This is a genomic window from Neorhizobium tomejilense (assembly GCF_964254135.1).
GTDB lineage: Bacteria > Pseudomonadota > Alphaproteobacteria > Rhizobiales > Rhizobiaceae > Neorhizobium > Neorhizobium tomejilense.
Window position 1 is genome coordinate 1,537,632 of the sequence record NZ_CAXUSO020000002.1, and the last position, 19,657, is coordinate 1,557,288.

Below are 19,657 nucleotides of genomic sequence, written 5' to 3' on the forward strand. Positions count from 1 at the left end.
ACGCGCTTTGCCGCATCCCTGAAACTCCGAGAGCTCCTCTTATGAATGCAACGGTTGCCGTTCTTCTCGCGCAGGACGCACTGATCAACGCCGCGATCTATGCCCTGCTTGCGCTGACGCTGGTGATGGTGTTCTCGGTCACACGGGTCATCCTCCTGCCGCAGGGTGAAATCGTCTCGCTTGCAGCACTCACCCTCGCTGCGATGGAAACCGGCGTGGTGCCCGGGACCATCTATCTGCTCTGCGCCGGCGGTGGCGCTTGCGCGCTTCTCGAGCTCTGGACCTTCGTTCGGACACGTCAGACCATGGCGCTCAGGAGCGCCGCCGGATATGTCCTCTACGCTGCCCTGGTGACGGCAGCGACGCTGCTTGTTGTGCCGGCCGCCTCGGCCGCCCCAATCAGGATCCTGCTGTCCATCCTCATCGTCGCACCGTTCGGGCTTTTCATGTATCGGATAGCCTTTCGGCCGCTTGCCCATGCCTCGGTCCTGGTGCTGCTGATCGTGGCGATGGCGATCCATTTCGTCATGCTCGGATTTGGTCTGATGGCGTTCGGGGCAGAAGGTGTGCGCACCGAACCGATCGTGTCGGGCACGCTGCGGATGGCGGGCTTCGTGCTGAAGACCCAGGCTCTTTTCGTCATCGCTGTCACGATCGTGCTGATCGGTATCATGGCCTGGTTCTTCGGTCGTACGCTGGCCGGAAAGGCGTTGCGTGCCACCGCGTACAACCGTACTGGCGCCCGCCTGGTCGGGATCCGCCCCCAATCGTCCGGCGGGCTGGCCTTCATCCTGGCCGGCGTGATCGGCACCGCCTCGGGCCTCCTTATCGCCCCGGTGACCACGGTCTATTTTGACACCGGATTCCTGATCGGGCTCAAGGGCTTTATCGCGGCGATCGTCGGCGGGCTCGGTTCTTATCCCCTCGCCGCTCTGGGTGCGGTGCTGATCGGCATCATTGAATCGTATTCGTCCTTCTGGGCCAGCGCCTTCAAGGACTCGATCGTCTTTGCCCTGATCATTCCGGTCCTGCTTTGGCGCAATATCGGCCATGCCCTGTTCAGTGAAGAGGAAGAAGAATGAGGCGAACCATCGTAATCGCTTTCCCGTTCGTCATCGCGCTGCTGCCGCTGGTATTGCCGGCCTACCAGTTGACTTTGATGAATTTCATCGGCTTGGCGAGCCTCGTTGCGATCGGACTGGTTCTGATCACGGGCATCGCAGGGCTTACGTCCTTCGGTCAAGCGGCTTTCGTCGGCTTGGGCGCCTATGCCACGGCCTGGGCCACGGTCAAGCTCGGCGTCTCGCCCTGGCTCTCCGTCTTCTTTAGCCTACTGGTTGCGGGTGCGGCGTCCCTGGTCATCGGCCTGCTGACGCTGAGGCTTTCCGGGCACTATCTGCCGCTGTCGACTATTGCTTGGAGTCTCAGCCTTTTCTTTCTCGTGGGCAATATTCCGGCCTTGGGCGGCCACAACGGTATTCCCGACATCCCGGGCCTTTCGGTCTTTGGCCAGCAGGTGACGGGTGCCGGCTATACGCTGCTAATCTGGGTCTTGGTTGGCGTCGCCTTCGTCAGCGTGGCAAATCTTCTCGACAGCCGGACCGGCCGCGCGGTTCGATGCCTCCGGGGCCGGGGCATCATGCTGGAAGCCTTTGGTGTCGACACCGCCCGCCTGAAGATCGCAATCTTCATCCATGCCGCCTTGCTCGCAAGCATGTCCGGTTGGCTCTATGCGCATCTGCTGCGTTTCATCGCCCCGACACCATTCGGACTCAATGCCAGCATTGAATACGTGTTCATGGCGGTGATCGGCGGCGTTTCAAGCCTCTGGGGCGCGATCCTCGGCTCTGCAATCCTGATCGCGATTCGCGATGGACTACAGGATCTCATTCCCGGCCTCGTCGGTTCGGGCGGAGCGGCTGAAAGCATCGTCTTCGGCGTCGTCATGGTGCTGATCCTGCAGAGAGCAAGCGGTGGGCTGATGCCGTTTCTTTCGCGCCTGGTGCCCGACACAGGACGTTTGGCGCCGGGCGTGGAGCAGCCCCTGCCACGCCGGACCATGCCCGCCGCCAGAACGCCGCTGCTCTCGGTCGCCGCCGCTACTCGCCGCTTCGGCGGACTGGTCGCCGTCAACTGCGTCTCGTTCGAACTCGCCGCAGGCGAAATTCTGGGCGTGATTGGTCCCAACGGCGCCGGAAAGTCCACACTCTTCAATCTGCTCACCGGGGTGCTGCCGGTCTCCGAGGGCGAGATCAGGCTGTCCGGCAAGACGATCAGCGGCAGTTCCTCGCGTCGCATCGCTTCCTTGGGCATCGCACGCAGCTTCCAACACCCGATGCTGCGCAGCACGATGACGGCAATCGAGAACGTCGCCGTCGGCGCCCATCTCAGAGGCTGCAAGGGAATGCTGCATTCGATTCTCCGACTCGATCGTGCCGAAGAGAGGATAATTCTCGCCGAGGCAGCGCGGCAGATGGAGCGCGTCGGCCTCGGTGGGGAACTGTTCGCGCCTGCCGGAAACCTGGCGCTCGGTCAACAGCGTCTGCTGGAGATTGCACGCGCGCTCGCAGCAGATCCTCAGATTCTCCTTCTCGATGAGCCTGCTGCGGGGTTGCGCTATCACGAGAAACAGAAACTGGCGGCCGTTCTCTCTCAGCTTCGTGCCGAGGGCGTGACTATACTTCTCGTCGAGCACGACATGGAATTCGTCATGAATCTCGTCGACCGTCTGGTGGTGATGAATTTCGGCCAGAAGATCGCGGATGGCACCGCGCCGCAGGTGCAGGCGAATGTCCAGGTCCAGGAAGCTTATCTTGGAGTCGCTGCATGACCGAACTCCTGGAAATCAGCGGCTTTTGCGCGGGTTACGGCAAAATAGAGGTTGTTCGCGATCTCACCCTAAAAGTACGAGAGGGATCTATCGTAACGGTCATCGGTCCGAATGGCGCCGGCAAGACCACCCTTCTCAACGGGCTGATGGGGCTGCTTCCCGCGCGGGGCGTGCTGCGATTTGCCGGCAGGGACGTTCTCAGGCTGCCGGTCGAAGATCGCCTCGGTGCTGGACTGTGTCTGGTGTCCGAAAAACGCGAGCTCTTTGGCGAGATGAGCGTGGAGGACAACCTGCTGCTGGGCGGCTACATCAGACGCAAGTTGCGGGACGGCAGCCAGAAGGAGGACATGGCGTCCGCCTTCCAGCTGTTCCCCCGCCTGAGGGAGAGAAAGCTGCAGATGGCGGCGACATTGTCGGGCGGCGAGCGGCAGATGCTGGCGATCGCGCGGGCGCTGATGTCCCGGCCGAAACTTCTCATGCTCGACGAGCCGAGCCTTGGTCTGGCACCGCTGGTCGTTCGGGAAGTACTAGAGACCGTGAGCCGGCTCCGGGACCGAGGCGTCTCTATCCTGATCATCGAGCAGAACGCGCGCGCAGCGCTCAACATCGCAGACTATGGCTATGTGCTGGAGTCGGGCGCGGTCGCGATGGAGGGGGGCGCGACGAAGCTGCAGGCCGATGATCATGTGACGTCGGCCTATCTCGGCGCAAAGTCGAAGGCGTCGTAACAATATCTTGAGCGGAAACACGGCATGAGGACAGTGATCATCGGTGGCAGCCACGCGTCGCTTTCGCTTGCGGCCCAGCTTCGTCACTTGTCGCCCAAGTCCGAAATCACCATCATCAGCGCTGATCCCGAAACGCCCTACCAGCGGCCACCGCTGTCCAAGGGCTACATGTCGGGCAAGGTCACCTTCGACCAGGTCGTGCTGCGGCCCGAGGACTGGTACGAGCCCAACCGCATCGAAATGCTGAAGAACACTCGCGCCGAGGCCGTGGACTGTTGCGAGAAAATCGTCGCCGTCACCGACGGCCGCAAGATCCCCTACAATAAGCTGGTCTTCGCCACGGGTGCCCGCCCGCGCCGCCTGCCGGCCACGATCGGCGGCCATCTGCCGAACGTCTATGTAATGCGCGATCACAGCGACGCGCTCGCGCTGATGGAGCAGATGAAGGAAGGCCAGAAGCTCGTCGTCATCGGCGGCGGCTATATCGGCCTCGAAGCCGCCTCGGAGGCCGTCAAGAAGGGCGTAACGGTCACCGTGATCGAGGCCGCCGACCGCATCCTCAAGCGCGTGGCCTGCGCCGAGACAGCCGATGACATTCGCACGCTGCACAAGGCCCACAAAGTCACCATCCTCGAAAACGCCCAAATCCACGAGATCCATGAAATGAACGGCCTGGCCGATGGTGTGATCCTCGCAGACCAGACCGTCATCCCGGCCGACTTCATCGTCACCGGCATCGGGGTCTATCCCGATATCGAACTGGCCAGCACGGCGGGCCTGACCTGCGACAACGGCGTCGTCGTCAACGAGCGGCTGGAGACCTCCGATCCCGCCATCTACGCCATCGGTGATTGCGCGATCTTTCCCTATCACGGCCGCATGATCCGGCTGGAATCTGTGCAGAATGCCAATGACATGGGTATTATCGTCGCCCACAACATCCTCGGCGAAGGCAGATCCTACAAACCGGTGCCATGGTTCTGGTCGGATCAGTTTGAGCTCAAGCTGCAGATCGCCGGTCTCAATACCGGGTTCGACCTCGTGGTGACCCGCAAAGGCATGCGCGAGGGCGCCAAGTCACATTTCTACTTTCGCGACGGCACCTTCCTCGCTGCCGACTGCCTCAACGATGGTGCCGCCTACATGATGGCCCGCAAGATCCTCGAAGGCGGCGAGATGCTGACACCGGCCCAGGTGGCGGATGAGAGCTTCAATCTGAAATCGCTAGCTAAACCGTAACCCCACTCATCAAATAGCAAGATTGGCGTTCAGTTTAGCTGCGTGAGATCGCCCTGTCGAAAGTATCGTCTTTAACCGGGCCGAGTACGTCCCGCGTCATTGTCATGCGAATCCCCTGCGAAACGGCCGGGCGTCGGCCCGGATAGACATCACTTCACCCCGCGGACTGCAGAATTCGATACCGACCCATTCATTTCGTCAACTGTAGAAGGCGGAATTGGCAACCTACGTATGTCCAAAACCCGTCGAAAACCTCGCGGAGGGGTCGGTCGAAAACCAGCATTGTGGGCGATGATAGGTTCGGTTCGATCATCGATCACTCTTCCCGAAAACCATGGCTGATCTGGTCGGAAACGGTTTCACAAAATATGAAAGCGCTGCCCGTTCGCCCGTCTGGGTAAGAGCCTCGGCGGGCATGCCCGGAACCAGCCTGAGGTCGCCAGGCTTTTGCAATTCCTCAGCGGGAACCGACAACTCTCGATGGGATTTATATTGTGAAGAATCCGCGCCTACATTGAGTATTGCGAGTTCACGCGAGTTTTCTGTTGGATTCTATCCCTCAGATCGTTCAAACGGAGGCGGTATCGGGGCTTTGTACTGGCTCAAGATGTATGTCGCCCTCTGGAACACAGGCCGATCAATCATTTTGCCCTCGAACTGAATTACATTGTTGCCCGCCGCCTCGACGGCCGCGAGTATGGCCTTGGCCCAAATGATCTCTTCGTCACTGGGGCCAAAAAAAGCATTGACGGTAGCGACCTGTTTTGGATGGATACACAGTTTCCCACCGAACCCGAACTCGCGGGCGTGCTTGACATCACTGACGAGGACTGCATCGTCGTCAAACGCGACGGTCACGCCGTCAATAGGCGATGGCAGGCAGGCGGCGCGCGATGCCATTGCAATCAGGAATCTTGCTTGGTCCAGGGCCGCACTGGCCACAGGCAGTCTGGCGTCGGTGCTGAAGTCGATATTGCCAAAAGCGATCCGCGAGACCCCCTTCATCCTCGCGATCTCGTTCACCTGCATGAGACCAGCCACAGTCTCGATCAGCGCGATCACCGGACGATCGATGAGATAGTGTAGAACGCGTTCCAGTGAAGCCACATCGGCCTTGGGAAGCATTATCTCCGCAACCGGAAAAGTGGCGGCGACAGCGAGGTCGGCGTCGAACCAGAAGCTATCGGCCCCGTTGATGCGCAAAACGGCGGAATTGCCGGCTTTGAACCAACGGCCTGCAGCATTTCGAGCGTCTTCTTTTTCACCTGGAGCGACTGCGTCCTCAAGGTCTATGATGATACGATGGGCTCCCGAATCCAACGCTTTTTGAAATCTCTCAGGGCGGTTACCTGGAACAAAAAGGTAGCTTCGGACATCCTGCGTGTATTTGTTTTCATCGGAAGCGCCGTTGGTCATTCGAACTCGGCCTCCGCCGTCATGGCAAGATTGCCCGCTGGCCCCTTCGCCCATAGCCGCAGCACGCGCGGGGCATCGCCCTCCAACCCCTCTACACAAAACGGCCGGTCCACGAACAGGGGAGAAACAGCGCGGAAATCAAAGCGAACCAGCCGACTGTCAGGTTTGGCCCGTTGAGCAAGTCCTTGAAGGAGACTCGAAATCAGAGGGCCATGGACGACGAGATCGGGGTACCCCTCTTCGACCTGCGCATAGGGCCTGTCGTAATGGATCCTGTGGCCATTGGAGGTGAGCGCCGAGTACCTGAAGAGCAGAACCGGATCGGGCGCTACGATCTCGGACCAAACTGCATCCTGCGGTGCGGGTGGCGCGACAGGTGCAGCCGAACCCGGTTGCGGCGGTTCGCGGTAGACGATGTCCTGCTCTTCGTCGATGCAGATACTCTCGCCAGCCATCACCCGATGTCGAACAGTCACGAAGACCAGCCGCCCAGCCTTGCCGGACTTGGATGTCACGCTCAGGATCTCGCTGACGCGCTCTGCCTTGCCTCCGATCGACAACGGCGTATGGTACCGCAAGCGGCCGCCTGCCCACATGCGTCGCGGGAGCCCGACGTCAGGCAGAAAGCCCCCTTTCTTGGGATGGCCATCGATCCCCAGTTCGCTGCGGCGGACGAAGGGATTGAAGAAGATCCAGTGCCATGCCGCCGGGAGGGCTTCACCTACGCCCGGCGCGGATTGCAGGTCGAGCGTGCTGGCAAGGGCTGCCACGCGATCAGGATGGATCAGGGCAGAGCGCCGCTCCGAGCGCCCCACATATTCCGAATAGTTCTCCGCAATTCCAATTGCCGGATCTGCTGACATCAAAACCTCCCTGACACTCAGAAGATGACTTCCCGATCGACGAGTTCATCGATTTCACGTTGCGACATCCTGAGAAGCTCGCCGTAGACGAAACCCTCGTGCTCGCCGAGTTTCGGCGTACCCCTGTCGATCGCCGGCGCTGCGCTCACAGAAAAGCGCCCGGGAAAACCGACTGCAGCCCGCTGGCCGCCCTCGTTGTCATCCACATCGACGATGGCACCTCGCTGTCGCAGATGGTCGTCATGGACGAGATCATAGGTGTTGAAGGATACATGGGCTGGAACGCCGACACTCTGGAGGGACTCGGCCGCCGCCTCGGCATTCTGCCGGACGCTCCATGCGGAAACTGCGCCATCGAGTTCGCGCCTGTTGGCATGACGTGCCTCCGCATTGCGGAACCGCGTATCCGATATCAAAGGCGAGAGCCCGGCAAATTCGACAAACGTCCGCCACTGTTCTTCACTGCCGACCGCTATGCTGAGCCACCGATCTGGCTTATCGGTTGGATAAAGGCCGTGGGGGGCCATCCGGTAGTCGTCATTGCCCAACCGTTCCACATGTCCGCCTGCCGACACAGCCATCAGGGAATCTCCTATGAGCGACGAGGCTACTTCGCGCGCGGCGATGTCGACGTGCGATCCCTGCCCGGTCCGGCGCTTTCGGTGAAGGGCGGCGACTGTCGCCAGTGCGGCATGCAACCCCACCGAATGATCCATGACATGCCGCATTTCCATCGGCGGACCGTCGCTGTAGCCCGACAGGAAACCGAGGCCGCCCCATGCCCCGAACAGGGGCGCATATCCTGCGAAGTGGGATTCCGGACCCGTCTGCCCCGACGAGGAGACGGACACCATCACGATGTCGGACTTCACTTCCTTCAAGGACGCATACCCGAGCCCGAGCCTGTTCATCACGCCTGCCCGGAAGCTTTCCGCCGCAACATCGGAGACAGCCACCAGCCGCTTCGCAAGTGCCACTCCCTGCGGATGCTTCATGTTCAGGCGGATCGAGAGCTTATTGGAAGCAACCTGATCGAAGCTCGCAGGCCCATTCCGCCCATAGACCGCGTGCGATTTTCGAAAGATGTCAGGACGGAGCGCGCTCTCGACCTTGATGCACTCGGCACCCAGTTGCGAAAGCATGTGCGTGCAGAAGGGTCCTGCGGCATGCACCGTAAAGTCCGCGATCCGCACGCCTTCGAGAGGTTTCATGCTCTCTCCTTCCATGAATCCATCTCCCGCTCTGCACATTTGCTTCCAGCATCGAACTTCGAAGACGTCTCGGGCAAAGAGGGCCACGATCGTGCAGGAAGGGGCTCGTTGTCGAAGCGAAATGGGGCCGACTGTATGCTGCACGTGCCACCGTCCCGGAGGTCTACGGCTGAGAACAAGTGGCGTGCGTGCTCGTGCTGACCGGAAAGGATCTGCTCCGGCCCGTTGTAGCGCGCCATCGGCACGCCGAGGCGCTGCGCCGCCGCGACAATCTCTTCGACGGGATGTCGTGCGGCCCATCTACGGATTTCTCCGTTGATGAAGTCCCCCCGCTGGCTGCGGACGACGGCGTCCTCGAGTGCAGCATCCCGCGCCCATTCGGGATATCCCATCAGTTCCACGAGACCGTGCCACTGGTGCTGTTCCAGGGTGAGGAGTTCGACGAAGCCATCACGGCATTCGATTACACCACCATAACGGAACGAGCGAGACAGCCTGTGTTCGAGTGATCCGTCACCAAAGCGCTGCACGGTGAATGCGCCGACCGCGAGATTGGCATCTTGAACGGCCACATCGACATATTGGCCCTTCCCGGTCCAGAGGGCGGCGAGCGCACTCAGGGCGCCGGCGACCCCGCCCTGCATCTCTGCGAAATGTCCTGCGATCTTCAATGGCGGGCGGTCCGGGAAGAGCGTTGCCGAAAGGCCATTGGGAAGAAGGAAACCTTCTCCCGCCGAATGGATGAGGTTGAGTTCGGTGCCGACCCAGTCGCGTTTAGGGCCATAGGAACCGAATGGCAGGACCGACAGGTGAATGAGCTCGGGCCACGAGTGGGACATCTCGTCCGGATCGAGCCCGAGCCGCTTCTTGTCGGACGTAGCTGTATCCTCGATCAGGATATGCGCCGCCTTGATCAGAGCCCTGAACTCCAGCTTGCCGTGATCCGTGTCGAGATCGAGGGCTACAGACCGCTTTCCTGCCGAAACGGATGCAAACAGGGCGCTTTCGTCGCTGTCCGCCCCGAGGAACGGAGGCTCCCGCCTGAGCGGAGAGCCTTCCGTCGGTTCGATCAGGATAACCTCGGCGCCCATCGCAGCCAGAAGGCGTCCGGCGTAAGCCGCCGCGACGCCGGTCGTGCACTCGACGCATCGAATTCCCGCAAGAGGCAGCGACGTTTCCATGATTGCGCCCCTGCCCTTACCGGACGACCGAAAGATCGAGGTCGAGACTACTGCCGTCGAAATGAACCGGAATGTTCGGATCGCGGCTTGGGAGAATGACGGTTGCCATGCCCGGTGTGGTGATCTCACCGCGCTGGTTCTCGCCCCAGATCTCGAGGTCTACCAGAGTGTGGCGATCCTTGATGTACTTGCGGGCCACCTTCCCCTTGCACCATGTAGAGTCACCCATGGTGTTGAAACGACGCATCTCGGTCCGGACACGCTTGAGGAAGGCCGCGTCGCCCATCCAGTTCGTCACCAGCGAGCACATCCAGGAAGAGCGTTGGGGGCCGTAATCGTAAACACCAGGAACGCCGACTTCCTTCGCCGTGGATTCGCGATGATGCCCGATGCCCGTATATTCGATCCCGCCGCCAGCTTCCGGATTGCGGAAGAAATGGCCGGGATGCTTCATCGCTGCCTTGAACACTACGCCGTGGGTGTGGCCGCGGCCGCAGCCAACGAGGAAGCCCATCGTGTCCATCAGGGACAGGGGGCCGCGAACGATCGGGTCGAGTTCTTCGCCTTCGGTCACGTCTTCCCAGTAGCGAACATTGGCACCGCGCATGCGAGATTCTTCGCGGACGATAGCCTCATCGATCTTCTCGAATTCCTCGGGCGTGTACTCGTGGGTTACGATGTCCTTGTACTTGCCAGCGTCACGGGCAGCCTTGCGCTCGTGGCGGGTGCAGGTGCCCAGTGCTCGTGCAACGATCTCGCCGCGCTGGTTGCTGTAGGTCGCCTCGACATATTGCAGCACGAGACGCCCGGAGAACTTGCTTTCCTTCTCCTCGACACCGACCACGCGTTCGATGGCGCTGATCCGGTCGCCGGGGCGGATGTGGCGAAACAACTCCCAGTCATTGCCGGCATAGAAGCCGTGAACGCCCGGAAGGCCCCAGCGCGTGCGGCCGACCCAGCCGAATGCCATGGGAAACATTGGATGCGCAATCTGTCCGCCATAACGCGAATTGCGGCCATATTCCTGCTCGCGATAGAGCGGGTTGAGATCGCCGATACCATTGCACCAGTTTCTGAGCGTGTCAGGCGTCGCGTCCTGAAGGTAGGGTCCCTCCGGCCGCAGTTGAAGACCGATCATGCTGCGGGCGGCTGCGACAGCCTCATCCGTGATGCGGCCCTCTGCAGGTGCGCCACCCACATCCTGCTTGGACTTGTCGATAACCTCAACGTTCATGTCATCCTCCAACTTATGTCGACGCTGCGCCAATCGAGTGGGCGCCACCGCCAATAATGCATTTTATATTATCGCGGTCAACATCGTTTAGAAGCGGAAACGCCTTAATTTGTTGATTCGACACACCATTTCATAGACGCAGGTACGCCTCCCGAAAAGAGCCGGGAGATGCCAAGGATGGATTTAATGCATTTTCCTACAGGGCGACGTCTACGGCGCGTGAAACCGTGGCAAAGCGGCGGACACCGGCCACCGCATATTCATGCTCCTCGTCGGTCGCCCCCGCACAGCAGTCTTCAAGCACCACGCATTCGAAATCTCTATCGTGTCCTTCACGGGCGGCGGCCTGTACCACGCCATTGGTTGATACACCCGCGAGAAGAAGCCGTTTCGCGCCTATGGCACTCAGCAAAGGCATCAGCTTCGTGCCATAGAAGGGGCTGACGCGATGTTTGATGATGTCGATGTCTCCGTCCCGCGGCGCGAACCCCCCGTAGATTTCTGTGCCCCACTGCCCCAGCTTGAAGAATCCATTGTCTCTTGCCTTTGAGAAGACGGGGGAATTCGGCGGGCATTCCCGATAATCCGGGGAAAAGCCCACCCTGACATAGCCGATCGGCACACCGGAGCTACGGGCGCGCTCTATTATCGACTTCGTGTTTTCGTATACGTTCCTCTCGTGGCATTTGACCACATAGGTCTTGGCACCCATCCCATCGGGATGGACGAGGTCGTTGATCATATCCATGACGAGCAGAATCGTGTCAGCGGCCATTGCAATACTCCTGGATTGACTTTCCGGTGATGGGATTGGTCAGGGCCGGGAGAGCGGGCGCTGGCGTACCGGCAGAGAGCCTTACGAGGTGTAGCCAGCCTTGAACTCGTCCCATCCGGCGCGGATGTGCATGCGCAACGCGGAGAGCATCGCCGCTTCGTCGCGGACGATGATGGCACTGAGCATCTCGCGATGCTCGGCCGACGCCCGCTCGATGCGGTTCTCGAGCTTGTTGATTAGGTCGAACGGGTAACGCGCCCAAAGAATTCGAACGAACTGCAGTGTCTGCGGCAGTTCCGACGCCATGTAGATCGTCTCGTGGAAACGGTAGTTGATGAGGCGAACCGCCTCCCGGTCTCCGTCCGCCGCCGCCTTTTCGATCTGCCGCTGCAGGTCGCGCAACTCCTCGACGGTCTGCGGCGTCAAGCGTTTGATGGCGGCGAGAGCGAGCTTCGATTCCAGCGTCACACGCAGGTCGACGATCTCGTCGGTGGCATCCATGTCGAACGGCGCGACGACCGCACCACGATGAGAATCGCCAAGTACGAAGCCCTCCGCTTCGAGAAGCTTTATCGCCTCCCGGACCGGGGTGATGCTCGTCCCAATCATCTGGGCCAGTTCCGCCTGCTTGAGCTTGGATCCACGCGCGAAACGGCCCGAGATGATCCCTTCCCTCAGGAAGTCGGCAACGAATTCTTCTTTCGTACGGTGTTTCACGCGCAGGCCTTTCATGACCGAGTCCCACTTCCGGATTACCTCGGAGATGGTGCACAATGCAATATCCAATCATGGAAGTGTCCTCCCGACCGTGGGCGGCAAGTCGACGCGATACACCGATCCAGGTGGGTAATCGTGCGAGGCCGGGTAGATCCGTGCTATACGGGGATCGTGAGCGGGGACGACATGGTCGTCGCTGTCGGCAAGTTCGCGGATGCGTTCGTGCCCGGCAATCATGTCGGAAAGATTGAAAGCGACGGCGAAGGGAATGCCCCGCTCGTATTCCTCGTAGTAGTGCAGTGCGTCGGAGGCCAGCACCACCCAACCCCGCGCTGTCCGGACGCGGACAATCTCCTGGCCCGCACAGTGGCCGCCCACCCAATGCACCGAGACGCCGTCCGCGATTTCCTGATCGCGGCCATGCAGGGTCAGACGCCCAGAATGTAGAAGGTGCACCAGACGCGAGATTTCGTCGGGTTCATAGGCGCGGCGGAACCATGCCCTCTGCATCCATCGTCCCGTAACATAACCCATCTCCTCTGCCTGCATGTGAAAATGCGCGTTCTCGAGCGCATCCAGATGACCGAGATGGTCATAGTGGGCGTGGGTAAGGATCACAGTAGTGACCGCTGCCGGATCGACCCCAAGCGAGCGCCAGATTGCGACTGGGCTATGCTCGATGTGATGGCCGTGCCGCGCGGCTTTCCCGGCGTCCATCCCGGTGTCCACGACGATTACCTGATCAGACGCCCGCAGGACCCAGCAATAAAAATCCAATGGCATCGTCTCGGCGGGACGTTTCTCAAGGATGAAATTGTCGCCCCGCGTGCGGTTCTGGTTGGTGCCGTAGCGGATCGCGTGGATCTCCCAGAGCGCGGTTGTCTCTGTCATGGCTCTAGTCTCCCGCAATTGTCTCGTCATCGACGTCGTGTAAGGCATGTGCCCTGGCAGCGTTGACCTCAGAGACCGATGTCGCGCCGAGATAGGCGTCGATAGCCTGCTGCCGGGCAGCGTCGTCTTTGAGTTCTTCGGCGCGACGGTATCCGACGATCCGGCCGCCCCTTAGGAAGTGTAGTTCGTCGCAGAGACGCATCGTCATTCTGAGGTTCTGTTCGACGAGAACGATGGCGAGATCGCCGTCGCCTCGAATCGCCCCCAGCCTTTCGAACACACGCCGGACGAGAAGCGGTGCAAGGCCGAGCGACGGCTCATCCAGAAGCAAAAGCCTCGGACCCGACATCAATCCGCGTCCGATCGCCAACATTTGCTGCTCTCCACCGCTCAGTCGCCATGCGCCTCCGTTCACCTTGTTGGCGATTTCGGGGAAAAGCTCGAGGATCGCATCCATTCGGGTTCGACGTTCGCCGGCGGAAGCCTGATAGCCCCCGAGCACGAGATTTTCCCGGACACTGAGATCGCCGACGATTTCGCGCCGCTCCGGAACATAGACGATGCCTCGCCTGACCCGCTCACGCGTCGGCAGGTTGCTGATTTCCTCACCCTCGAAGACGATCTGTCCCTTGGATTTGGTCAGCCCAGCCACCGCCTGCATGATGGAAGATTTGCCAGCCCCATTCGCGCCCAGGAGAGCCGTGACCTTAGCGGGCTCCACGTCGAAGCTGACATTTTCAACGGCCTGCGCTCCCGCGCCATAGAAGACCGAAAGGTTCTTGACGGAAAGGAGGCTAGTCATCGTCGCTCCCCAGATACACGGAAACCACCCTTTCATCGCTGCGCACAGCGTCGGGCGGTCCGCAAGTGATCACCTCACCGAAGTTGATCACGTAGATCCGATCGCAGAGCGACATGACGAGATCCATGTCGTGCTCGACGACAACCATAACCAGATCCGGAGAGGCAATGGTCCGCAATGTATGCGTCAGGTCCCGCGTCTCGGCATTGTTGAGCCCTGCGGCGGGTTCGTCGAGCAGCAAAACCGAGGGCTTTCCGACGATGGCCCGGGCAATCTCGACCAGCCGCTGCATGCCCGGAGGCAGTTGTTGCGGGAACAGATCTGCCGCATCGGCAAGCCCCAGATTGGACAACGCCCCAAGTGCGGCCTGTCTCATCTCGGCGGTTTCGCGGCGGCCGCGTGCCAAGGGCAAAAAAGCGCTGGCCCAGCCGGCGCGATAATTGCGGGCGAGCCCCATCATGGTGTTTTCGACGACCGTCAGGTCCGGACACAACGCCACCGTCTGAAAACTGCGCACGACACCGCGCGCCGCCCGCGCCGCCGGTGACAACCCATCGAGCGGACTGCCATCATACGTGATCGAGCCACCCTGAGGCTGGTATGCTCCCGTCAAGCAGTTGAACAGGCTGGTCTTGCCTGCGCCGTTTGGCCCGATCAGACCTGTGATTTCGCCTGATCTGAACTCGACATCCAGTCCTCGGATGACTTTGATCCCACCGAAAGATAGAGCAATCCGTTCCCCCTTGAGCGATCGGCTGCGCGCGTCCATCATTTCGCCTCCCGCCGTCTGGCGGCCAGTTCGGCGATCCTCGGCGAAAAATGCCCGATCAGTACGACGGCGACGAGTGCGACTCCGTAGAACACCGGGATCCAGGCGCCTGACCCCGACAGAAGCTGCGGGACGAGGGTGAGGAAGGCACCGCCGATCAGCGCTCGTGTCAGCGTCAGCCCGTAGAAGCTAACTACGGATCCGACGAGAAGGAAGATTGACGACCAAAACGTGTATCCCGTAGGCGAGACGGCGGAGCTTGCGAAGGCGAGCATTGCACCGGAGATTGCGGCGATCCCGCCGCTGATCCCCATGACGCTCACTCGCGCCCAGGCGCGACGGGTGCCGAAGGCCTCGGCAGCGGCCGGATGAGTCCGGGCGAGCAGCAGAGCGCGTCCCTGTCTCGAATGGCGGAGTTGGACGAGCGCGTAGACGACGGTAGCCAGAGCGATCAGCGTTACATAGTACCGTTGCGGTTCGATCGGCAGACCGGGAATAAGCGGCTTCGACACGTAGAGACCTTCGAAGCCTCCTGTCCATCGGTCTGCACAAATGATGATCTCCGGCAGGGCAAGGGCGAGTGCCATGGTCGAGACCGCAAGATAGATGCCGGAAAGGCGGCGGGACGGCCAGGCGAAGAGAATGCCGAACACGGTGCCAGCAACCACGGCGACCGGAAGAGAAATAACGAGCGGCACATCGAGATGCGATTCCAGTATCGCCACCGAATACGCGCCGATGGCGGCAAAGAAGCTGTGACCGATGGATACCTCTCCGCCGTAGCGGACAAGCAAGCTCACGGCGAGCACGCCGAGGCTGTTGGCGAAGCAGAGCCCGAGCGCATAATTCCAGGACCCGGAGATGACGAGCGGCAGGACCAGGAGCACCATCAGGACGACGAAGTCGATTCTGCCCTCGGTCATCATCGACCGAAGCGCTGTCGGACTGGACCGTTGCACGTGGAGAGTCATAGCGCTGTCAGACACGGGTGCCTCCTGCCCGGGCGAAGAGCCCATTCGGGAAAATGTTTAATGCAAGAAGGATGACGACGAGCAGGAACGTGTTGGTGAACTCCGGCGACACATAAAATGTGAACAGGTTCATGAGGATGCCGATGAGGATGCCTCCCACGAGCGCTCCGGGCAGACTGCCGAAACCTCCCAGCACTGCTGCAGCGAACGCCTGCAGCATGAAGGTCGCCACAGTGGTCGAACTGAGGAATGTCGTCGGCACAATCAGCAGGGCACCGACTACGCCTAGCACGGCCGAAACGATCCAGGCGAACAAGTGGATGGAGCGAAGGTTCAGCCCGCAGATTTCCGCGGCGATGGAATTGGCTGATATGGCCCGGAAAGCCACGCCGAGTTTGGTGTAATCGATCACCAGAAAGAGTGCGACGATCGTCACGACAGCGACCGCTAGAACGGTGAGATCATAGCCCGTGATGCGCAAGCCGAGGATCGAGGCGCTGAATCGCGGCAGCGGCAGATCGAGCGGTACAATGTCGGCTCCGAACACGAGAAGCGTGGCACCCTGGGCGATGAGGCCGATACCGAGCGTAGTGATCGTCGCGGTCAGTTCGGAGGCGACCATGATGGGCGCGATGATTGCGTAGCTGAGGAACGCGATGGCCACGACGATTAGCACGGAAAGAAGGACGGCGCTTCCCCATGACAGGCTCAGGAGTGTGCCGCTGGAGAAACCGTAGATCAGGAAGGCGGCCAGCCCGGCCACATTGCCGTGCGAGAAGTTCACGACACGCGAACTCTTGAAGATCATCACGAGACCGAGTGCGCCCAGCGCGTAGAGACAGCCGGTGACGATGCCCGACCACATGAGGGGAAAGAGATCGAGGGTAACGTCGTATAGCCCGCTCATGTCGACGCCTCCGCCATGCTGCCGTCCTCGACGAGGCGGATGACGCCTGGGAAGTATTCTCCACCAAGTCCCTTCTCCACCGCCATCTCGTAGTAGCGGCGCACCGTTTCCGCAGCCTTGAGAGGGACCCCAGTCTCGGCCGCGAGCTGGAATACGTAGTCGATGTCCTTGAGGACATATTCCGGCGGAAACGACCGTTCAGGGAAGTCCCGTGGAAGCATGGCCTTGCGACCGTGATTGCGCAACACGAAGCTGTCGCCGGACCCCTTCGAGACAGCATCGAGCAGGGTTTCGCCCTTCACCCCTGCCCGCTCGCCGAGCACGATCATCTCGGCAAGCGTCACAACATGTTCGAACACGAGCATGTTGTTGATCAACTTGAGCACCTGGCCCGCGCCGACATCGCCGCCATGGGTGACGTCGGTCGCCATGTAGTCGAGGATGGGCCTGATGCTGTCGAAGACCGGCTGAGTTGCTCCGACCATGATGCTGAGTTCGCCGCGCTGTGCCGCCTCGCGGGTGCGTGCGACCGGAGCGTCTGAGAACTTGATCCCTTGCGGATCGAGGGCCGTCGCGACCTCGCGCGCCAGCGCGACGGGCGTGGTCGAGAGATCTACGATCGTGGCGCCCGGTCTCGCGTGCAGGGCGATCTCGGCCGCGACGGCCTTCACCTGTGGGCCTCCGGGCAGCGAGAGTAGTACGAAGTCAGCAACCGCGGAAAGCGCCGCCACGGACGTGGCCCGTTCGCCCTTCGTGTCGTCGAGAATGGAGAACGCCTGTCCGTTCATGTCGTAGGCGATGACGCGACCTTGATGTTTGAGGGCGACGTTGCGGCACATGGGGCCTCCCATGACGCCGAGCCCGATGAAACCGATCGTGGATGTGTTTGTCATTGGTTCAATCCATCAGCATGCCGCCGTTCACATCGAGCACCGTTCCGGTGATCCAGTTCGATGCCGGCGAGCAGAGGAAAAGAATAGCCTGGGCGATGTCTTCCGGCTGACCGTACCTGCCGAGCGGAACATTGCCGTTTGCGGAGGGCGGCGCGCGCTGGGTGACAGTGTTCCACATCGGTGTCTCGACCGGACCCGGCGCGATAACGCTGGCATAGACCCCCTTCGCTGCCCCAGCCTTGGCGACCCATTTAATCAGACCGTGGACGGCGGATTTCGCAGCGACATAGGCAGGCCCGGACGCAACGCCGCCGATCTTCGCCGCGATAGAGCCAACCGCGACAATCTTGCCGCCGCCGTTCTCGGCCATGATCGGATAGATTTCCCGGACAGGGTTGACGACGCCCATGAGATTGACGTCGAGCATCGCGCGCCATTCATCGTCGGTCGATTCACTCAGCGATCGATGGGTGATCGTGCCCGCGCATAGGACCAGTACGTCGAGTTGGCCGTGACGTTGAATGATGTCGGCGATGATCGCCTTGGTCTGCGCGGATGAGGTGACGTCATATTTCGCGTACCGAATGGCAGGGTTTCCGAACTCTGCATGATCGGCGATATCAGTCGCAATCACCGTGGCGCCTGCTTCTGCGAGTGCGAGAGCTGTTGCCTTGCCAATTCCCCCGGTGGCGCCCGTTATGAGGGCGATGCGTCCGTCGAGACGAGCGGAGGTACTGATCGGTATGTTCATCAAAGGCTCCTTAAGGCATGTCGGTTCCTCCCGCCCAAAACGGGCGGGAGTGGCTCGAGGACGAGGAGCTTATTGAGCAGGCGCGTCGAAGACGGCCGGCGGATAGGGGCGGAATTCACGGATGAGCTCGAACTTGCCATCCCTCGCCTGGATGATGCCTTCCTTGCGCGTTCCGCGGTGATCCCCTGACTTGAACGATACGCCCTGCGCTCCTCCCACCGAGGCGTTGTTCAAGGTCTCAAGCGCCGCGATCAGATTTTCTCCGGTCAACGGCTTACCGCTATCCAACAACGCTTCGAAGCCCTTTGCAAACAGTGCTGCATTGCTCCAGCCGTTGAGGCCGAAAACGCCGACCGGATCGCTTGGATAGTGTTTCGCGACGGAATCGCGATAGGCCTTTACGTCCGGTTCGTTGCTGCTCACTGGCAGCAGCCAGGACGAGAAGTATGTTCCGTTCAGGAGATCCCCCGCCAGCTTGACCGTCGATGGATCTGCTGTGAAGAACGGCGCGAACCATTTCACCTTGAGAGCCTGAAGATCTGCGGCCTTGAGCGCCGCGGCGAGATTGGCGTTCGACCCGAACAGGATCACAGCCTCCGCACCGGAATTCGCAACGCGGCGGATATGGGGACTGAAGCTCGTCGTCTTAACATCGAAGGGCACCGAATCCGCGGGTTCCAGACCCAGTTCCTTCATGTAAAGGTCAAAGCCGCGCTTCGCCGATTTGCCCAGCTCGTCGTTCTCCCAGAGGAGCGCGATCTTCTTGAGACCGAGATCCTTCGCGGCATAGTCGACGTTCGCGGCCGCCGACCAGCCGTAGTCGGGCAGAAGCGGAAACACGTTCGGCTGTACGAAGAAGGCGCTAGCACCGCCGATCGGGCCGATCATCGGAACCTTCTTTTCTTTTGCATAGGGAATTGCGGCGACGTTGGTCGCGGTGCCGACCGGCGCCGCCAGCGCGAAGGCACCGTCCTCTTCGACCAGCTTGCGGCTGACTGCGACGCTGCGCGCGGGATCGTAACCGTCGTCGTAGGTGATGTAGTTGACTTTCCAACCCTTGATGCCGCCGTTCTCGTTGATGTGCTTGAAGTAAGCGTCGGCGGCATGAGTAAGCACCGAATAGAATGGAACAGGACCCGTTACCGGGGTGAATGCCCCGACTGTCACAATCTTCTTTTCTGTATCTATTCCCTTCGTCTGCGCGAGGGCTGTGGCGGACCCGACCAGCGCCATCGTAACGGCGCCCGCGGTAATTCCGACCAGTCTTGCGATATCTGGCAACATCTCGATCCTCCCATCGAATTCGACCATTATCATTTCAATCGGGACCGTATGTCAGAGACAAAACGGGGTCAACATAAAATGCATTATGCAGTGCAGCATTTCCTTGATGATCAAGATAAATCCCACTCGCCTCCGCCGAATTCTGGCTGTCCTGATGGCATTTATATGTGAAATAACACAGAGTTACGCGGTCAC

The 19,657-nt window shown here is 60.6% G+C and carries 19 protein-coding genes; 4 read left to right on the forward strand and 15 right to left on the reverse strand.

Going from position 1 to position 19,657, the window contains the following annotated elements; all coding sequences use genetic code 11:
* Positions 1–41 precede the first annotated feature (41 nt).
* Genes ACSQ3G_RS30035 through ACSQ3G_RS30050 form a run of 4 tightly spaced genes read left to right on the forward strand, consistent with a single transcriptional unit; the run spans position 42 to position 4,797 of the window.
* A complete protein-coding gene (locus tag ACSQ3G_RS30035; protein ID WP_436112912.1) occupies positions 42–1,082 on the forward strand; it encodes a branched-chain amino acid ABC transporter permease in 1,041 nt (346 codons plus the stop codon).
* Positions 1,079–2,830, forward strand: a complete 1,752-nt coding sequence (locus ACSQ3G_RS30040) for a branched-chain amino acid ABC transporter ATP-binding protein/permease (RefSeq protein ID WP_436112913.1) — start codon at positions 1,079–1,081, stop codon at positions 2,828–2,830. The genes ACSQ3G_RS30035 and ACSQ3G_RS30040 overlap by 4 nt, the downstream gene beginning before the upstream one ends.
* Entirely contained in the window at positions 2,827–3,558 is a 732-nt protein-coding gene (locus tag ACSQ3G_RS30045) for an ABC transporter ATP-binding protein (RefSeq protein ID WP_436112914.1), read from the forward strand. Before ACSQ3G_RS30040 ends, ACSQ3G_RS30045 begins: the two co-directional genes overlap by 4 nt.
* 24 nt (positions 3,559–3,582) lie before the next feature.
* The gene (locus ACSQ3G_RS30050; protein WP_436112915.1) at positions 3,583–4,797 is read left to right on the forward strand and encodes an NAD(P)/FAD-dependent oxidoreductase; all 1,215 of its coding nucleotides are present in this window, start codon (positions 3,583–3,585) and stop codon (positions 4,795–4,797) included.
* A gap of 552 nt (positions 4,798–5,349) precedes the next feature.
* Here ACSQ3G_RS30050 and ACSQ3G_RS30055 read toward each other — a convergent pair.
* The 15 genes from ACSQ3G_RS30055 to ACSQ3G_RS30125 form a co-directional block, all read right to left on the reverse strand.
* Positions 5,350–6,213: an HpcH/HpaI aldolase/citrate lyase family protein gene (locus ACSQ3G_RS30055; RefSeq protein WP_436112916.1), complete on the reverse strand. Its 864-nt coding sequence runs from the start codon at positions 6,211–6,213 to the stop codon at positions 5,350–5,352.
* A complete protein-coding gene (locus ACSQ3G_RS30060; RefSeq protein WP_436112917.1) occupies positions 6,210–7,076 on the reverse strand; it encodes an HTD2 family dehydratase in 867 nt (288 codons plus the stop codon). The genes ACSQ3G_RS30055 and ACSQ3G_RS30060 overlap by 4 nt, the downstream gene beginning before the upstream one ends.
* A 17-nt stretch (positions 7,077–7,093) precedes the next feature.
* Complete coding sequence (locus ACSQ3G_RS30065; RefSeq protein ID WP_436112918.1) at positions 7,094–8,287, reverse strand: CaiB/BaiF CoA transferase family protein; 1,194 nt, start codon at positions 8,285–8,287, stop codon at positions 7,094–7,096.
* Complete coding sequence (locus ACSQ3G_RS30070) at positions 8,284–9,468, reverse strand: CoA transferase (RefSeq protein ID WP_436112919.1); 1,185 nt, start codon at positions 9,466–9,468, stop codon at positions 8,284–8,286. The genes ACSQ3G_RS30065 and ACSQ3G_RS30070 overlap by 4 nt, the downstream gene beginning before the upstream one ends.
* A gap of 16 nt (positions 9,469–9,484) precedes the next feature.
* Positions 9,485–10,702 carry an FAS1-like dehydratase domain-containing protein gene (locus tag ACSQ3G_RS30075; protein WP_436112920.1) on the reverse strand — a complete coding sequence of 406 codons (1,218 nt, stop codon included), beginning with the start codon at positions 10,700–10,702 and terminating at the stop codon, positions 9,485–9,487.
* Positions 10,703–10,898: 196 nt separating this feature from the next.
* Positions 10,899–11,477, reverse strand: coding sequence for a cysteine hydrolase family protein (locus tag ACSQ3G_RS30080; protein WP_436112921.1), 579 nt, complete (start codon positions 11,475–11,477; stop codon positions 10,899–10,901).
* An 81-nt stretch (positions 11,478–11,558) separates the two neighbouring features.
* On the reverse strand, positions 11,559–12,209 hold the full coding sequence (locus ACSQ3G_RS30085; RefSeq protein ID WP_436112922.1) for a GntR family transcriptional regulator: 651 nt from the start codon (positions 12,207–12,209) through the stop codon (positions 11,559–11,561).
* Positions 12,210–12,263: 54 nt separating this feature from the next.
* Positions 12,264–13,085, reverse strand: coding sequence for an N-acyl homoserine lactonase family protein (locus ACSQ3G_RS30090; RefSeq protein ID WP_436112923.1), 822 nt, complete (start codon positions 13,083–13,085; stop codon positions 12,264–12,266).
* Between the two features lie 4 nt (positions 13,086–13,089).
* Positions 13,090–13,887 carry an ABC transporter ATP-binding protein gene (locus ACSQ3G_RS30095; protein WP_436112924.1) on the reverse strand — a complete coding sequence of 266 codons (798 nt, stop codon included), beginning with the start codon at positions 13,885–13,887 and terminating at the stop codon, positions 13,090–13,092.
* On the reverse strand, positions 13,880–14,659 hold the full coding sequence (locus ACSQ3G_RS30100; protein ID WP_436112925.1) for an ABC transporter ATP-binding protein: 780 nt from the start codon (positions 14,657–14,659) through the stop codon (positions 13,880–13,882). Before ACSQ3G_RS30100 ends, ACSQ3G_RS30095 begins: the two co-directional genes overlap by 8 nt.
* A complete protein-coding gene (locus ACSQ3G_RS30105; protein WP_436112926.1) occupies positions 14,656–15,642 on the reverse strand; it encodes a branched-chain amino acid ABC transporter permease in 987 nt (328 codons plus the stop codon). Before ACSQ3G_RS30105 ends, ACSQ3G_RS30100 begins: the two co-directional genes overlap by 4 nt.
* Positions 15,635–16,534 (reverse strand): branched-chain amino acid ABC transporter permease, encoded by a 900-nt coding sequence (locus ACSQ3G_RS30110; RefSeq protein ID WP_436112927.1) that lies wholly within the window; start codon positions 16,532–16,534, stop codon positions 15,635–15,637. The genes ACSQ3G_RS30105 and ACSQ3G_RS30110 overlap by 8 nt, the downstream gene beginning before the upstream one ends.
* Entirely contained in the window at positions 16,531–17,427 is an 897-nt protein-coding gene (locus tag ACSQ3G_RS30115; RefSeq protein ID WP_436112928.1) for an NAD(P)-dependent oxidoreductase, read from the reverse strand. The genes ACSQ3G_RS30110 and ACSQ3G_RS30115 overlap by 4 nt, the downstream gene beginning before the upstream one ends.
* Before the next feature lie 4 nt (positions 17,428–17,431).
* Positions 17,432–18,178: an SDR family NAD(P)-dependent oxidoreductase gene (locus tag ACSQ3G_RS30120; protein WP_436112929.1), complete on the reverse strand. Its 747-nt coding sequence runs from the start codon at positions 18,176–18,178 to the stop codon at positions 17,432–17,434.
* 69 nt (positions 18,179–18,247) lie between these two features.
* Positions 18,248–19,462 (reverse strand): ABC transporter substrate-binding protein, encoded by a 1,215-nt coding sequence (locus ACSQ3G_RS30125; RefSeq protein ID WP_436112930.1) that lies wholly within the window; start codon positions 19,460–19,462, stop codon positions 18,248–18,250.
* Positions 19,463–19,657 lie beyond the last annotated feature (195 nt).

Excerpts from the sequence above, each read along its gene's own strand:
- ACSQ3G_RS30035 (WP_436112912.1), top strand. The coding sequence starts at position 42 with ATGAATGCAACGGTTGCCGTTCTTCTCGCGCAGGACGCACTGATCAAC.
- ACSQ3G_RS30040 (WP_436112913.1), top strand. The coding sequence starts at position 1,079 with ATGAGGCGAACCATCGTAATCGCTTTCCCGTTCGTCATCGCGCTGCTG.
- ACSQ3G_RS30045 (WP_436112914.1), top strand. The coding sequence starts at position 2,827 with ATGACCGAACTCCTGGAAATCAGCGGCTTTTGCGCGGGTTACGGCAAA.
- ACSQ3G_RS30050 (WP_436112915.1), top strand. The coding sequence starts at position 3,583 with ATGAGGACAGTGATCATCGGTGGCAGCCACGCGTCGCTTTCGCTTGCG.
- ACSQ3G_RS30055 (WP_436112916.1), bottom strand. The coding sequence starts at position 6,213 with ATGACCAACGGCGCTTCCGATGAAAACAAATACACGCAGGATGTCCGA.
- ACSQ3G_RS30060 (WP_436112917.1), bottom strand. The coding sequence starts at position 7,076 with ATGTCAGCAGATCCGGCAATTGGAATTGCGGAGAACTATTCGGAATAT.
- ACSQ3G_RS30065 (WP_436112918.1), bottom strand. The coding sequence starts at position 8,287 with ATGAAACCTCTCGAAGGCGTGCGGATCGCGGACTTTACGGTGCATGCC.
- ACSQ3G_RS30070 (WP_436112919.1), bottom strand. The coding sequence starts at position 9,468 with ATGGAAACGTCGCTGCCTCTTGCGGGAATTCGATGCGTCGAGTGCACG.
- ACSQ3G_RS30075 (WP_436112920.1), bottom strand. The coding sequence starts at position 10,702 with ATGAACGTTGAGGTTATCGACAAGTCCAAGCAGGATGTGGGTGGCGCA.
- ACSQ3G_RS30080 (WP_436112921.1), bottom strand. The coding sequence starts at position 11,477 with ATGGCCGCTGACACGATTCTGCTCGTCATGGATATGATCAACGACCTC.
- ACSQ3G_RS30085 (WP_436112922.1), bottom strand. The coding sequence starts at position 12,209 with ATGAAAGGCCTGCGCGTGAAACACCGTACGAAAGAAGAATTCGTTGCC.
- ACSQ3G_RS30090 (WP_436112923.1), bottom strand. The coding sequence starts at position 13,085 with ATGACAGAGACAACCGCGCTCTGGGAGATCCACGCGATCCGCTACGGC.
- ACSQ3G_RS30095 (WP_436112924.1), bottom strand. The coding sequence starts at position 13,887 with ATGACTAGCCTCCTTTCCGTCAAGAACCTTTCGGTCTTCTATGGCGCG.
- ACSQ3G_RS30100 (WP_436112925.1), bottom strand. The coding sequence starts at position 14,659 with ATGATGGACGCGCGCAGCCGATCGCTCAAGGGGGAACGGATTGCTCTA.
- ACSQ3G_RS30110 (WP_436112927.1), bottom strand. The coding sequence starts at position 16,534 with ATGAGCGGGCTATACGACGTTACCCTCGATCTCTTTCCCCTCATGTGG.
- ACSQ3G_RS30115 (WP_436112928.1), bottom strand. The coding sequence starts at position 17,427 with ATGACAAACACATCCACGATCGGTTTCATCGGGCTCGGCGTCATGGGA.
- ACSQ3G_RS30120 (WP_436112929.1), bottom strand. The coding sequence starts at position 18,178 with ATGAACATACCGATCAGTACCTCCGCTCGTCTCGACGGACGCATCGCC.
- ACSQ3G_RS30125 (WP_436112930.1), bottom strand. The coding sequence starts at position 19,462 with ATGTTGCCAGATATCGCAAGACTGGTCGGAATTACCGCGGGCGCCGTT.